Source organism: Haloarcula rubra, from assembly GCF_019599465.1.
GTDB lineage: Archaea > Halobacteriota > Halobacteria > Halobacteriales > Haloarculaceae > Haloarcula > Haloarcula rubra.
Genome location: NZ_RKLR01000008.1, coordinates 26,147 through 40,221 on the forward strand (window position 1 = coordinate 26,147; position 14,075 = coordinate 40,221).

The window sequence follows — 14,075 nt, forward strand, 5'->3', positions numbered from 1 at the left end:
TATCAATGCAGAAGGGCGGCGTTGGAAAGTCGACGACCAGTATCAATACCGCAGGGGCGCTGAATGCCAGAGGCCACGATGTTCTGGTCGTCGACGCCGACCCACAAGGGGGTGCAACACTCAAAATGGGGCTTCGAGAGGAGTACCGGTCTGGTGAGTTTGCGTTGTTTGACGTTCTCAGCGATATGGGCGACCTCACGTATGATGATTTAGACCAGTTAATTATCGACTCTGCAGAGTTCGATATCGTCCCAAGCCACCTGAAGAACTTCAACCTCGAAAAATACCTGTACTCCGAAGCTGGCGGCCACGAATCTTTGCGAAAGGCCGTAGATCGGCTGGACACAGATTACGACTTCATCGTCATTGACAGTCCGCCAAACCTTGGCCCACTTTCTGACGGGGCACTAATAGCAGCTGAAAACGTCCTGTTCCCGAGTCATCCCAACACGATTGCGCGAGACAGTCTGGAGATACTGTTCGAGGAGATAGATACAATCGAGGCGAAATTCGACCAGTACAGTATCACGACGCTTGGAGCCGTACTCAATGAAGTTCCGTCTCAAGGTAATGTCGCTCGTGAGGTCGAGGAGTGGTTTTTCGAGACTTTCGGTGAAGACCATGTCTTCGATGTTCCCGAACGCGATGTCGTAGAACACGCGATAGAATATCGGACATCGATATTCGAGTACGACCCTGAAGATGCCGGATATCCATGGGATGACGGTCCCCAGCAGGATGTGATCGCAGCGTACGACCGTATCGCGGATCACCTGGAGCAATACCAATGAGCGACGATAACCCACTGATGGACCGGTTTGAGGAGCATAAACCTCAGAGCAGTGACGAGGATGAGGACTCCTCAACGGGCGACGAGACAGCGTCTTCGGATACTACGGATAACCTGGATAATATAGAAGAGGTACAATCAGATGAGACAGCCGAGACCTCGTCGAAAAACAGCGAATCGGACAGTGAGACCTCCGACGATTCTGACTCATCGGATACTGATACCAGACGATCGAGGCCACATACTGCGATTTACATTTCAGAGGATCTCGTGGAGAAAGTCGACGAGCGATACCGGAAAATCAATGGCCAGCTGATGATTGACGGCAAAGAAGAAATAGAGAAGCACAAACACTTCTTTGAAGGTCTGATCAAGGCTGGTCTTGATCATGATGATCTTGAGGAGATTGTTTTGAATCAGCGCGATCAATAGATTTGAACATAGTTCGCTTGCTACCGACATCGCTTCTGGTGAATATCAGTTCCGAGAGGTTGACAGGTACTGATATATACCTCAGCCATCGATATACCACAGCGACAAGCATACTCATCAAGTCTGACCCGCAGAAAATGAGCAAATCATTTTCGAGCCTTTAGGAGGGTGCTTCGACGATAGCTGCACCATTGGAGGGTGTTTGACTATCGGTGCAGGTAGACGTGAGTGTGAAGTCGCCTTCTCATCAGAGTTGAGCTACAGCCAGTCTGGCGAGGACTCCCGATAGTGCGTATGTGTGGATATTATGAGGTTCTGGACCTGAACGGTCTATTCTGTATTTATCATCGTATCACGTACTAGCTTGCGAAGAGAGACTTTCGTCACCGATTGAAATGCCCTATCTAGCAATGAATCCCGACGGAGATCGTGTCCTTCCGCTCGACGTCGGGGTAAATGACCACGTCCTGTGCCCACTGTGTGAGTGCAATCTGCGCGTTCGAAGCTCCCATTATAATCGTGGTAACTTTGTTGCAGAGCATTTCTTTCATCCTGCGGGGTCGATGTGTCCGGGAGAATCTACTGTTCAAGCCAAAATGAAGACCGTTGCGGCAATGAAGCTCAGGGAGATCTTTCCGTCGGCATCTGTTGCCCACGAAGAACCGATCCCAAAGATAGAGCATACTGCTGATGTCCTTGTTACCTTCGAAAGGCCCGTGTTTCCGTACGGGAACGGCATTGCCGTCGAGTTCCGGCCAACGAATGATGATAAACAAGTAGACGCTATATCGAGTGAGGTTCTCCGGGCGGGCTACACAGTCTACTGGGCTTATCAGGAAGATTTCGACGGCCATGATATGAGCTTTAGAGAAGACCAACTTCGGACTCCATGGCCTCACGCTATCCCAATTACTGAAGATATCGACGGCTACTCTGAAGTTGTCCAACAGCTGCTCAAACCAGACTCCCCCGATGCGGTTGAGATTTCTGTCCCGTTCCCGGATGAATATCTCCGTGCCCATGCCCTCGAAGTGGTCCCCCCGCTTCGGGGCTACTATGACTCTGGCACATCACCAGACGGCTGGCAGAAAATTTCCTCTATATCGCTCCACGGAAAGGGAACGGAGCGAGCATGGGTAAATGTGATTCAAGCTCCGTCTGATCACGTCTTCTTAGAGTTCTGGAAGAAAGACATGGACAAGAGAAATTCATCATATCTCATCTGCCATATCGGCGAAGAGTTACCAGATCTGTTTGAGCAGTTCATGGACAGCGCTCAAACCTGGTTCAAACGTGGGTATTCGAACGAGAATAGCGATCTGTGGGTATCAGGACCGTCGATAAGTTTCTGTGGAACATCTCTATGCGAGAGTTGGTTATCTCTCGCAAAGACTCCGAGAGGTCCGGTACGAATCATTATCGGCCGCAAAGACCTGAAAGGGAACACTCGCACCTGGTCAGTCCCGTATCGAAAAGGCGATCTGAGCCGGCTAGCAGCGCTTCGTCACCCCGTCAAGCAAGTTTTCAGCGAGACGGGCTGAACTCTTCTCACGACTATCTATAGCTCATTCCAGTCCGGTGCAAACTCTCGTCGTATCAAACGAGGTTCGTATTCCGTGTGGATCATCTCTAATGGTTCCGTGTGGGCGGCCTTTGTTGGATACTGTTTCAATTTTCCATCTTGGGGGCTTCCGCCGGATGCCTCACTGAGTTCGTTTTTCCGGTCACGAAGCATTCTGAGTATCCCCTCCCGTCCTCCACTATTTCTCTCGTGAGAAATATAGTAGTCGAGACTCTCTGCCTCGGTAAACATTCGAATCGCTGCCCTGATGACACGTAATCTTGTAGCAGCGAGAAGTTTCTCTGGAGGAAGCGTTTCTAGAACCGCCTTGTCGGTGGCCATTAGTAGTCAAAGGCTGCATTCGGGTCCTCAGACTGGGTCTGGCCGAGACGACCCCAGCTCTCCAGTAGTATACAAGCTTCGTCCACGATGCCCTTGATAGCAGAGTCTGTCGAACCCTCCGTAGACGGCTCTTTCAGATGGCACTTCAGTTCCAGTGCATCTTCGAGCCGAATCGACGGATGGTGGTCATACAGTGAACTGGTGACTTTTTGTTCCAGACCGTCACGCTCAACATCAGGACCGAGATCTTCTCTGACGATAGCGCGAAGGTGCTTTACACGGCGGATGTGCGCGATGCTTTCCTCTGAGAAAACGGGTGGTCGAGAAACGGTTTGTGACGCTGTGATGGAGTCCATTGAATTCAAGCCCTCGCCTCTATTGGGGGAAACAAATTCGCCAGAGTGGAGTTCTTCTTCTACGCTACAATTCTCCTTGCAGAGTTGATGGCTGACAGGCTCGCCCACAGTCGGTGGTGATTGTGGGTTTTGCTATCTACGGACTGTCTACGGCGTAATCAAGCCCTCGTGGTATTCGATGTATGCCCGCTCGGTTTCTGAGCGAAATGCCCGGATACTGCCGTCGGTATACTGGTGGACGATTGCATGTTCGAGTGGTGTCGTCTCATCGTCTTCGGGGTCAAGTCGATCCTCCCAATCATCCGGACCCTCGTAGTCACCCGCTTCAGAGATGTGCATTCCGTTTGCAAACACCTCATCGTCTGGCACCTGGACAGCCTCACCTAAACGGTCAACCGGGGCCGTCCCCTCACGAGGCCAGACACCGCGTTCTTTCCAGAACAAGCGCATCTCACGAAGGCTCTTCTTCACTGTTTCCCTGATGGAGAGATGGTCGCTTCGTTGCCAGCCTTCCCGACTCCAATATTCACCGATATAGGCGACTTTGTGCGCACCGTTCCAATCCAGCCCGACGATATCTGCAGGTGGATCGCCGAACAATGTTGGTGAGGTCAACTGTTGAATCACCTCCCACTGTTTGGTGGGGCTTGCTCCTAGCAGGTGTACACGCCGTCCACGCCAGTCCGAGTAGTCCGAGAAGTCTGAGGCCAGGATATCTGAGTATCCCATTGAGTAGCCTAATACAATCTCTGTGCCCGGTACATCGGCTGAACCGATGATATCGATTGCCTCGTGGCATTTTGGGACTATAATGAGCGTTGAGTCTGGGTACTCTGTTTTCAGCTTACGGGCCTCCCCGACGAAGATATGTGCTTCATCGGCTGAACGTGCGTCTCCGACGACACCAATTTCGGGCTCGATCTCCCGAAATCGCGACAGATATCTCTGCAGGTCTGGATTCTTGAAGTCATTATCCAACATCAGTATTGGGACGTCGACGTTACGGAGGGCAGTTGTCTGCAGGCTACAGTCTTCACGAATCCCGGTCACGAAGCCTGCCTCATATGCGTCTGTCGCGAATGGGTGCCGAGACAGAAATGCAACATAGGTTGCTTGTCGGGCTCGTGAGACTTTCTCGGCGACATCGGTGTGGTCATTGAGTCCCTCAGAGCGTCTTTCCGGTTGAACAGTCGGCCCTGACGCGACCTTCTTAGAATGAATGGAGTTTCCCATGACGAAGGTGTAACCGGGTATTTGGCGGCGCACAGGCTCGTCGCTGACAAATTCAGCTGTCTCTCACGTTCCGAAGTTCTCCACATCGGGGTGCAGGACTCGCTCCGTTATGCTGAGATAGTCGAAATTGTGTACTCTGGTCACGCTATAATCCGCCAAAATCCAATTGCTACCGCTCTGCACCCGTCTCTAATGCCATCTGCAACTGGGTAATGGTGTTACGGACATCTTCTGTCCAAGGACCACCCTCGGGTGCACGTGATTCGAGATCCCCCAGCTCATCTCGGGCAATGCTCAGTGCGTCAGCAATAACCGTTCGAGCGACTGGCGCATGTGTCTCTGTATTATACACGCTCTCTTCGGTGTTCAGGAATCGCTTTTGCTTGTAAATGAGTCCCCCGTCTACCCAGTCGTTCCAAAGCTGTTCTAAGTCGACTGTCCCAGTTCCTCCTCCGGAATATTCCAACCGGACTGAGCCGCTCTGCTCATCCACGTCGGTAACTCCCAGCGTTTCCGTACCATCGGAAATATACACTGGCGAAGCCGGGGTAGCTTCGGCGAACGTCAATTCCGCAATCGCCTGTTCGTAATCCGGTTCGCCACTTTCTGTCCTTGGGAAGGATTCACTCATTAGTATCTATTTCCGACATCTATCTTGGTTAAGCCCGTTTCACACATCCTACGGCTTGATAGAAAGCTCTGAAAGCCGTCTTTAGCACTACTGGATCTATCACAGGTAGAAACTGGCCTTATTCTGCCCCGACTGCAGCGTCGTCAGTGGCCCCGTTTGCTGGGACAAGTTCTTCGTGTGCTCGAGCTTCCATGCACCTACAGCAAAATACCCCGTTGTCAGCGATGTCGTCACCCACAATATCCCCGTTTTTCCAAGTCTCTTCGGCGTATCCCCCGTTCTCCAGTTCGTACACTGCACCGAACTGAACCTGTTCGACAATCCACGAGAATTTACCCTCCAGACACTCCGGACAGACGAGCATCATCGTACCTCGATTAGAGAGACGTCTCCGATACGATATGCATCGACGAGACCGGCAGCATCCAGTACGGCCCGGGCTAGCGCGTTCCCTCTGGCGTAGGCAGCGCATTGGTTTGGCGCAACCACCGATAGAATCACCTCGATTGAGGCGAGGTCGAGTTCCCTAATCTGCAGTGCCATCGAGAACTCATCAGCTACCTCTCGGTCGGTATTTTCCAGAGTTATTTCGATTACGACATCGTAGACTTGCTGTTCCCGGCCAGGTTTCCTATCTGTACTTCTCGAAGCCATCACCTCGTCGGGTGAGACAAACCTGCAGGAGATACAAGCTATTCCTCATCGGCATTGAGTCTGGATTTCTGTCGAGGTTCAGTTTCGAACAGGCACCTAGCGTTGGCTTGGCCGCCACCCAACGTCCGCTGGTCAACCTCGGTGTTGACGAAGAGTGCTTCTTGTCTCCCCTCTGTGCCGTCCCCTCCGTTGCTCGCCCGGATAGCTGACAACGGTCGGTCATCGATGAACTCTTGGCCCCCTCCACTGTCGATTCGTGGGGTTCTGGCCTGTGTGTCGATATCCAGCCCGTGGTCAGACAGTGTGGTTTCGAAGGGTGTGTCATCGATTTCGAGCAGTTCAGTCTCGTCGATACCGTCAGAGCTGGCCGTATCTTCCACAAATACACTCTGATGATGGACCGCAAACGATCGCTCTGTGCAGCTGCTTTTCTTAGTATTCTCTGTAACCATGGTATCCCCATCGGCGGAAAAGACTCCGTCAACGGCGCAACTGGATAGCCGTCACTGTCCCGCCAGTCCGCCCGCGGAAAATAAACCAGAGTCGTTTGCGGAGGGTGGGACCACCTACCGACTCAAACTCTATCTGATACTCCCAATTTCTAGAACGCGTCGTCAGGAATACTCAACCGGTCAAGTGCCCAGTCTTCGATTTCAGGTCGTGTCATCGGGTGGGGTAGCTCGTGATGTCCCACTGGCCGTGCCAGAAACGATCCATCATCGTCGTGTAGATCTTCTCGATAATAACCGAGCCAATACCGCTCTAACCCTGTCACTCCTGGACCATCCATTATTGTTAGTATCCTGTAAGAATCGACTTCGACATCGGATTTAGGACTGAGAGTGGGATATCTTTGGGCGACATTCACGGTTTGCAATACGTCGAGATTCCGCATATAATAGAGGAGTTTACAACCGTTACAACCCGATCTATCGGCGATTTCAGTCTCTCCACATCGGCTAGCCGAGTTCAAAGTCGACAAGAGATCCCTGTGAGGTTTCTTCAGCAGCGATTCTGTCTTCCTCTCCGAAGAATCGTGACACAACCCAATCCGTCTCTTCAACAGTCAATACGGATACTGGTCGTTCCCCCTTGAGCATCCGTCCTGTTCCAGCTGACCACACTTTCTGAGGCTTGAGTTTCAGAGCGTCACCGAGGAGAACATACCCAATGACATCGTTGAGTACGAAATTGATTACTGCCATCTTTGCACACAGCGAATCCTTTTCGTATCCAAGGAAGACAGCCGGAACCTCGGGGGCAACTACCCGTAACTGCCGAGCAGTGTCTACAATGAGTCGTCCACTCCCACACCCGGATATGTCACCGATGACTAGAGGGTCATCAAGTGTTGCCTCTCGTAGATCCCCGTCGTCTGGAATAGTCATCGCTGCCATCGCTCGGCTTACCGGTCCTGGTGTGAAGTACTGACCAAAGCGGTCACTAGTAAGGCCGTAGTGTTCGTACACCCCTCCCAAAATATCCTCTTTTGACTCTTCCAACCCGAGGACTAACCCCCCAAGAGCCTCAGCATGAAGATTGACTAGTCGGTCTACAGCATCCTCGTCGAACCCGTTGCTCCTGTATCGGCTGAGTGTCTTCTGATAGCTTTCTTCATCACCGGTGAAGCTAGCGAGCGTTAGGTTGACCCAGTCGGAAAACACTCGAAACGGGGTGTCTCCGGTTTCTTGGTGAACCGAATCGAGAGGGTTGGTGACCCTCTTTCGGATATCGTCGTCCAGTAATGTAGTCATGGGAGTACAAACGAAAGGCGGCTCAGTTGGTCGTCGATCGGTGCGTCGCAGCAATTTCGGGACTGACGAAGCGCCGTGCCCTATGTGGAATATCGATACCTCTGGTCTTCGGGATGAAGATCGATGAGGATTCGAACCCACAGATATTGCTCGCGAGCAATTCGTGTTTGCACATGACCCGCCACGGCTGGTCATGCTTATACGGGCAGGAGCAGGTCAATCCATCTCCCCAAGGGATGAAGGGGTACCGACTGCCGTTAGCGAAGCGACCAATCAAGAGGGGTGCAGGCAATTCGATTCCAAAGTCCACGATAGAGGGGGCAGGATCCGAATCCGCATGGCTGAATTCTGACTCACGATAGACGAACTCTTCCGGGAGGTTCTGCTGTCTGGCGTATTTTTTCGGGTCCGTGTCCTCACTGACAACGACTGTTCCCTCAAACACATTGTCCTCGGTCAATACAGCAGTGGCCAGTGATGGCCCTTTGCCGCCACTGATGAGCGTCCCATATGAGGACTTCTTGAGTATCTGGTACAGGTTCTTACCGGGAATCGATTCTCGGTACCAGTTTACGCGTCGTTCTCTCGCTTTTTCGAGTGCGCTTTCGGTGTCGTCGTGCTCTCTGACCTCCTCTAATTGTGCTTCAAGGTAGACTGGTGCACCCGCTATCACAGCGCTGTCCTCTGGGTATTCAAAGAAGCGTTCTTCTTCTCTCACCCGGTTATGACAGGATTGCTCGGCGAATTGTAGCCCATTCGGTTTCGCCGGCCCTCGGAGCCAAGGGTCGGTAGACGGATCATCAGCATCGTAGGTCCAATGGTTGTAATCGCTCAGTAGGTGGTCGGCCCGAATCCGCTCGCCGCTAATGAAATCGAGACGGATTTGATGCTCTATGGGTTCGATATCTGGCGGATCGACGCCTACCTCGTACCCATACCGCCGGTCGCTACGGGAGAGAGATCCAGCTGGTAACGAGAGCGGTGGCACACGGTCGTCTGCAGATTCGATAGTCGGATTACTCATGGAGTTCGGACGAAGCGCCCTCACCCCACTGGGGGCCACAAACTAGCGGTGAACTCAGACGTCTAACTGGGGCTAAAAGCCCGCGAGCAAACTCGCGAACTGTTCTAACTGATCATCAAGCCGTTCGGCCGAGTAGATTACTGACTCCCGCTCGAAATACGGGGCTAGTTCTTCAGCTCTAGCTGGCGGATACCCAGGGGTACAATCCGTTGCGAGCGTCAGCGAACAGACTGGAGCGATTGAGTCCCGAATCTGAACTTTGACATCGTCGCTGTCACTGGGGAGTCCATCCGTCATTGTGATGATAAGCGGCTCGTCACGCTGTGTTTCCACTAGTTGGTTCCCAAGTGAGATAGCGTCTGCCAGAGGCGTCCCACCGCCACAGGAGGTATCGAGCAACGTTGCCTGGAGGTGCCTGCTGTCGACACTGAACGGCTTGGCAAGACGGGCTTCGTTGTCGATGAAGTCTACGATTGCAACGTTGATTCCCAGCCCTTCGGTTGCGACAGCGAATCGTGCGACGGCTTTCGTGGCGACATCAATTTTTGCGGGCGTCCCTCTCCGCATCGACCCCGACCGATCGAGGATAAGGACCAAGGAGTACTGCTTCTCGTTTCCGAGGGTCCGGCTCTTACACACACGAGGGTCACCGATTGCCAATCGATGTCCTGCTCTGGTGTCGTACGCGCCGGCTGTGAGTCCTCGACGAACACTCTTTCGCCGATCCAACCTGAGATACATATCGAGCGTGTCTCCGACCCGCTCAGCACCTTTCTCTACGTCAGCCCACTCGTTTCTCGGAACGGGAGTTCCACCCACTGGCAAGACATTCAATTCCTCAAGGCTGCCGGGGCCGCCTGCCGAGCCTTCATCTTGTTCTAAGGGAGCGGACGATTTCTCCTGCTCTTCCCCTGTAGCACGAGCAAAGTGGTCCGCTAGCGCCTCGAATTCAATTTCGAGGGCCTCTTCATCGATACCATTTCTTGTGGCTTCACCGTGGGCTGCTCGCTTGTCTTGAGAGAGCGCTGTCTCGAAGGTCTCGGTATCTCCTCTCGAGGACTTATCTTCTTGCTGGCCGTGAGCCGGTCCTGACGGGATTTCAGCAATGCTTGGCAGTTCGGGAGCCATACTCTCATATAAGCCACTCTGGTCCATCTCCGCGTCACCACTGTTGCTCTCAGCGTCGGGTGATGATGTCGCGCCGGCTAAATTGGGAGTTGGAAGATCGATTGTACCTTCGTCCCCCTTGCCGGTGCTTTCCTTACTTTCGGAGTGTGGACTATCTCCAGAGGTTTGTTGGCTGTCTCGCTCGAAAGTATCGAGTGTGAGTTGACTGGCTGTTGACTCCAGCTTGTCGTCACCATCGTCTACCGCATCTTGCCCACGATGACCATCATCGGCCTGCTGTGTCTCCCTTGCACGTTCTGTCGCTTGTGCGATTGCCTGCGCCTTCGTTTGTGGTTCAACAATTTCGTCCTCAGCCCGGTCATCTACAGTATCTTGATAACTCGGATTATCCATATTATCCGACGATCGTTCTGGACTTCCTTGGGAGAGGGGACTATTCGATGCCGAAGCAGTTTCTGGCTCAATTCCGCCGCCTCCACCAGACGGATCCAACCTCCCCGCTTTGGTCGAATCAGGCTCAGGTGTAATCAGCGGCTGCTCAAAGATATCCTGTCCAGACGTCTCCGTGGCTTGACGGTCGAGTGTAACGTCCGTGTCGAAATTCTCGTCCTGTTCACCAGCGGGTTCTTTCGTCTGTGAATCTGACAACCTCCCTTCGTTTCGGCTCGAATCTGCATCTCGATCACCATTTTGTGATTCGTGGGTTGCTTCAGCCCCCCTTGCAGCATTGTTGTCTACTTCCGGAGCAGTAGCACCGTCTTCGCTGGAAGTTTGCTTGGGCTCGTCGTCTACTTCGAGCAACGGCTCGATGGCATTGTTCCAGGTGTCGATTACGACCCGTGCTCTGCGGAGTGAAGCGGTCTTATCATGTCCGTGGTCGGTATCCTCTCGACTTGCGCTCCGTATTTTGAGGGCGCTGTCGACCATCTCATCCAGCTGTTTCCGGACGTTGAGAAACGCATCTCTATCGGCCTCGGTCAAGAACTCGAGTCGTGTATCCTTCGGGTTGAGCAAGCAGTCGATTGTGCCAGTCTCGAAGATAGCTCTGTCGTAGAGATATCCAGTCACTACGTCCCAGAACGAATATTTGAGGCACTTGTCCGCAGGTAAATCCTCTGGCGTCTGTGAGTGGAGACGTCGAGTCAATTCCAGACGGATGCCAGCGTTGTCACTGAAATTGTCGCCGTGAATAGCTTCTGACTCGATTGCCCCATCCTCGATGAGATTGATGAGGTCGTGAACCTGCTCGTGGAACTGGGATTCGACGTTAGCTTCGATGAGGTCACCGATGCCACTAATAGCGGTTTTGAGGATGTGGAGCAGTTCGTGAAATGCGAGTCCGAACTGGTGTGCATGATCGGCAGTGAGCTGGTCGTTGAGTGGGATTCGGTCTAAGTCGGCCTCATTCCCCGTTATCAGCACCAGGTAGTCTGCATCGATATCGGCTAAGAGGGCCTCCGCTTGATCGCGTTCGATTTCAGTCGCATCTGATGAAACAACTGCGTCGACGTCGGCAGGGAGCACTGCTGCGGTCTGCACACCCAGTGAGACTCGGACAGCGACCGATATGTCGGGAGGTAGATGGCCGCAGATAAACTCTCGCAGTCGGTCAGCCCGCTGGGACGACAGGCGAGTAACTTCAGTCACCTGGGGATTGAGTTCGTCGACGATACTTCTGGCGGTGAGCTTAGTGGCGGATAGTGGCACGATTGAAAACTCCTGAATGGAACGCCCTCTGTGAGTTGGGGAACACAAATCAGGCGGTGGTGAAAGATATTATTTTGCGCTAAATTTGCTTCGGTGCTGAATATAGACCTTGAAGTCGGCACGATGCCTCAGTTTGTTGCGCTCAAAGAATTCTGAACTATCTGCTCAGTAGGTTTGCGAATAGTACGCGCCCTCGCACACAATGCCGCGCGGCTATCCGTTTGTAGCACGACGTGGTAATCAATGAATGGAGTCGGACCGACAACGAAAGAAGAACTCCGTCAGTCCCTGGATAGAACCATCCTACAGGCATACGAGAACGGTGTGAACCTCGAAAACGGTGCATATCAACTTCGTCATGATGACTCCAATATACCAGACTGGGAGCTCATGGTCTTTCTCCTGCAATCGTAGCACGTCCGAACAGAGTAGCCGTTATTTGACGGTGTGCTATTGATTAACTGTACTGACCGGACTCGCGCTCTCTAAATCAGTACTAGTGGGAACACCTGCTATCAGTTCAGCGATGGCAACAAACCCTCTGAGAAACAACGGTTGAGTGTCGCAAAATCCCGAAGTGATTTATATATCGATTCGCTAGTATGCAACAGTATGCTCACAGAAGGCGAGGTTCGCGCCCTCACTGCCCTCCACGGTGAGCAGACGGTCTCTGAGCTCGCGGCGAATCTCGATCGAAGTCTCAGCTATACCTCAGAACTCGTCGAACAGCTCGAAACGTCTGGACTCGTCGAGACACGTCGACAAGGAAAAACAAAGCAGATTCGACTATCGGACGCAAAAGCAATCGAATTACTCACCGCTCTCACGCAGCAGTATTCACACATTGACTGGCCGGAGCTGTTGTCAGGGGCTGCCCTCCGTGTTTGTTACTTTCTGGATACCCCACGGACTGTAACTGATCTCGCACGTCACACTGATGTCCACAGGAGTACCGTCCATCGTGCGCTTTCTCCGCTTCAGCATCGGGGAATCGTCTACCAAACCGACAATGGGACGTACGCACTGAATGACGGCTTCGAACAGTTGAATGCATTCGCTCGTGAGCTTGCCCATCACGTTCACCGCCAGACTGTCGAACAACAGACAAACACGTACACCATTCTGTGGGAATCCCTCGACGAGTTCCTTGTCCAGACGACGACTGAGATTACCGAAGAGCACTTCATTCTGACAGGGCCGGAGCAATTCCAGCGATATGACCTGCCGCTGTTGGCCCGTGACCGCCGATACTACCTCTATTCGGAGACGACGAGTGAACTCTCACCGGAGATATTGTGCTGCCATATGCTCGTGATTGATTCGGGTGCACGGGCTCAGTCATATTGCATACTCTTGCTCAGTCACGCCAGTATCGACAGGGACGAACTCCGAGCTCAGGCCACCAAGTACGGCGTCGACGACGTCGTCGACGATCTTTGCACATACCTCGACACCAGCGGAGACCAGCGGACCTCCCGACTTCCCGAGTGGAAGGACTTCCAGGAACTAGCTGAAGAGTACGAGGTGACGCCATGAGAGCGCGATTTGATAGTTCATACATTCGCTCGGAACTCGAGCGCATCGGCCAACAGCTGGACAACCCACTTACCGTCTTCTTGATTGGCGGAGGGTCGATGGCATTTCGTGGCCTCAAAGAGACGACCAAAGATATCGATCTTATCGTCTCCTCCGGCGACGACCTGAGTCAGTTACAGGTGGTGCTTCTCGAACTTGGATATGAGATCGTTCAGGAGCCGGACGAAGAGTACGAAGAACTCGGTGCCCAACACATCCTCGAGAACGATGATGGGTGTCGCATCGACATCTTCAACCAGCAGGTGATCGGCAAGCTAATCCTTTCACCAGGCATTCGTGAGCGGAGCGAACGGTATCTCGACCCGGGAAATCTCGTCGTTGAGCTCGTGAGTCCAGAAGATATATTTCTGTTCAAAGCGGTCGCCGGTCGGGTGGATGACATCGAAGATATGTTCTCGTTGATACAGACCGGCCTCGACTTCGACATCGTCGAAGCGGAGCTAGAGACGCAAGTCGAACTACTTGAACAAGAACTGTTCGTGACGTATGTGAACGAGGCATTGGCTGATCTCACCGAAGAACACAACCTCACGACACCATTGCACGATACCGTTGCGGAGATCACCGAGCGCGTCTACGAGGAACTCGAAGTGCTGCACGTCCTCGATGAACCGAAGTCGGTGGCCGACTTACAACAGGAACTCGACTGGCCTGCAGCGGACATACAGGAGATTGTGAGACGTCTAGAAGGGAAAGACGCCGTCGCGGTAAACGATGGGCGTGTAGAACGTCGCTCAACGACTATCTGACCACGAGGGGGTAGAAGCTGAAAGTGGTGAATACACTTTTTGCAAGCCTACACGCCTCAGTCGCCCCTCAAAGATAGACCGGCAGTACGTGACATAGACAGAGGATGAGCGAGTAAGT

General features: G+C 52.9%; 15 protein-coding genes. 5 read left to right on the top strand and 10 right to left on the bottom strand.

What is annotated here, in order from left to right; translation table 11 throughout:
- Positions 1-5: 5 nt before the first annotated feature.
- From EGH21_RS17010 to EGH21_RS17020, 3 genes are all read left to right on the top strand, one after another.
- On the top strand, positions 6-791 hold the full coding sequence (locus EGH21_RS17010; protein WP_220599882.1) for a ParA family protein: 786 nt from the start codon (positions 6-8) through the stop codon (positions 789-791).
- The gene (locus tag EGH21_RS17015) at positions 788-1,222 is read left to right on the top strand and encodes a DUF8160 family protein (protein ID WP_220619672.1); all 435 of its coding nucleotides are present in this window, start codon (positions 788-790) and stop codon (positions 1,220-1,222) included. The genes EGH21_RS17010 and EGH21_RS17015 overlap by 4 nt, the downstream gene beginning before the upstream one ends.
- A gap of 614 nt (positions 1,223-1,836) precedes the next feature.
- Positions 1,837-2,763: a hypothetical protein gene (locus EGH21_RS17020; RefSeq protein ID WP_220619673.1), complete on the top strand. Its 927-nt coding sequence runs from the start codon at positions 1,837-1,839 to the stop codon at positions 2,761-2,763.
- A gap of 17 nt (positions 2,764-2,780) precedes the next feature.
- Here the strand turns inward: EGH21_RS17020 and EGH21_RS17025 are convergent, their stop codons facing one another.
- From EGH21_RS17025 to EGH21_RS24600, 10 genes are all read right to left on the bottom strand, one after another.
- Positions 2,781-3,125, bottom strand: a complete 345-nt coding sequence (locus EGH21_RS17025; protein WP_220619674.1) for a DUF8129 domain-containing protein — start codon at positions 3,123-3,125, stop codon at positions 2,781-2,783.
- Entirely contained in the window at positions 3,125-3,481 is a 357-nt protein-coding gene (locus EGH21_RS17030) for a hypothetical protein (RefSeq protein ID WP_220619675.1), read from the bottom strand. The genes EGH21_RS17025 and EGH21_RS17030 overlap by 1 nt, the downstream gene beginning before the upstream one ends.
- Before the next feature lie 147 nt (positions 3,482-3,628).
- Entirely contained in the window at positions 3,629-4,576 is a 948-nt protein-coding gene (locus tag EGH21_RS17035; RefSeq protein WP_328765697.1) for a DUF6610 family protein, read from the bottom strand.
- 307 nt (positions 4,577-4,883) lie between these two features.
- Positions 4,884-5,345 carry a hypothetical protein gene (locus tag EGH21_RS17040; RefSeq protein WP_220619677.1) on the bottom strand — a complete coding sequence of 154 codons (462 nt, stop codon included), beginning with the start codon at positions 5,343-5,345 and terminating at the stop codon, positions 4,884-4,886.
- A gap of 118 nt (positions 5,346-5,463) precedes the next feature.
- Complete coding sequence (locus EGH21_RS17045; protein WP_220619678.1) at positions 5,464-5,709, bottom strand: hypothetical protein; 246 nt, start codon at positions 5,707-5,709, stop codon at positions 5,464-5,466.
- Positions 5,709-5,999, bottom strand: coding sequence for a hypothetical protein (locus EGH21_RS17050; protein WP_121578230.1), 291 nt, complete (start codon positions 5,997-5,999; stop codon positions 5,709-5,711). The genes EGH21_RS17045 and EGH21_RS17050 overlap by 1 nt, the downstream gene beginning before the upstream one ends.
- Before the next feature lie 38 nt (positions 6,000-6,037).
- Positions 6,038-6,451: a hypothetical protein gene (locus EGH21_RS17055; RefSeq protein WP_220619679.1), complete on the bottom strand. Its 414-nt coding sequence runs from the start codon at positions 6,449-6,451 to the stop codon at positions 6,038-6,040.
- A 507-nt stretch (positions 6,452-6,958) separates the two neighbouring features.
- Positions 6,959-7,753, bottom strand: coding sequence for an N-6 DNA methylase (locus EGH21_RS17060; protein WP_220619680.1), 795 nt, complete (start codon positions 7,751-7,753; stop codon positions 6,959-6,961).
- Positions 7,754-7,775: 22 nt separating this feature from the next.
- On the bottom strand, positions 7,776-8,471 hold the full coding sequence (locus EGH21_RS17065; protein ID WP_220619681.1) for a hypothetical protein: 696 nt from the start codon (positions 8,469-8,471) through the stop codon (positions 7,776-7,778).
- A gap of 378 nt (positions 8,472-8,849) precedes the next feature.
- Entirely contained in the window at positions 8,850-11,444 is a 2,595-nt protein-coding gene (locus EGH21_RS24600) for a vWA domain-containing protein (protein ID WP_220619682.1), read from the bottom strand.
- 780 nt (positions 11,445-12,224) lie between these two features.
- Between EGH21_RS24600 and EGH21_RS17075 the strand changes: the two genes are divergently transcribed.
- Entirely contained in the window at positions 12,225-13,148 is a 924-nt protein-coding gene (locus EGH21_RS17075; RefSeq protein WP_220619683.1) for a winged helix-turn-helix domain-containing protein, read from the top strand.
- A complete protein-coding gene (locus tag EGH21_RS17080) occupies positions 13,145-13,957 on the top strand; it encodes a DUF6036 family nucleotidyltransferase (protein WP_220619684.1) in 813 nt (270 codons plus the stop codon). The genes EGH21_RS17075 and EGH21_RS17080 overlap by 4 nt, the downstream gene beginning before the upstream one ends.
- Positions 13,958-14,075: the final 118 nt, after the last annotated feature.

Excerpts from the sequence above, each read along its gene's own strand:
- EGH21_RS17010 (WP_220599882.1), top strand. The coding sequence starts at position 6 with ATGCAGAAGGGCGGCGTTGGAAAGTCGACGACCAGTATCAATACCGCA.
- EGH21_RS17015 (WP_220619672.1), top strand. The coding sequence starts at position 788 with ATGAGCGACGATAACCCACTGATGGACCGGTTTGAGGAGCATAAACCT.
- EGH21_RS17020 (WP_220619673.1), top strand. The coding sequence starts at position 1,837 with ATGAAGCTCAGGGAGATCTTTCCGTCGGCATCTGTTGCCCACGAAGAA.
- EGH21_RS17025 (WP_220619674.1), bottom strand. The coding sequence starts at position 3,125 with ATGGCCACCGACAAGGCGGTTCTAGAAACGCTTCCTCCAGAGAAACTT.
- EGH21_RS17030 (WP_220619675.1), bottom strand. The coding sequence starts at position 3,481 with ATGGACTCCATCACAGCGTCACAAACCGTTTCTCGACCACCCGTTTTC.
- EGH21_RS17040 (WP_220619677.1), bottom strand. The coding sequence starts at position 5,345 with ATGAGTGAATCCTTCCCAAGGACAGAAAGTGGCGAACCGGATTACGAA.
- EGH21_RS17045 (WP_220619678.1), bottom strand. The coding sequence starts at position 5,709 with ATGCTCGTCTGTCCGGAGTGTCTGGAGGGTAAATTCTCGTGGATTGTC.
- EGH21_RS17050 (WP_121578230.1), bottom strand. The coding sequence starts at position 5,999 with ATGGCTTCGAGAAGTACAGATAGGAAACCTGGCCGGGAACAGCAAGTC.
- EGH21_RS17055 (WP_220619679.1), bottom strand. The coding sequence starts at position 6,451 with ATGGTTACAGAGAATACTAAGAAAAGCAGCTGCACAGAGCGATCGTTT.
- EGH21_RS17060 (WP_220619680.1), bottom strand. The coding sequence starts at position 7,753 with ATGACTACATTACTGGACGACGATATCCGAAAGAGGGTCACCAACCCT.
- EGH21_RS17075 (WP_220619683.1), top strand. The coding sequence starts at position 12,225 with ATGCTCACAGAAGGCGAGGTTCGCGCCCTCACTGCCCTCCACGGTGAG.
- EGH21_RS17080 (WP_220619684.1), top strand. The coding sequence starts at position 13,145 with ATGAGAGCGCGATTTGATAGTTCATACATTCGCTCGGAACTCGAGCGC.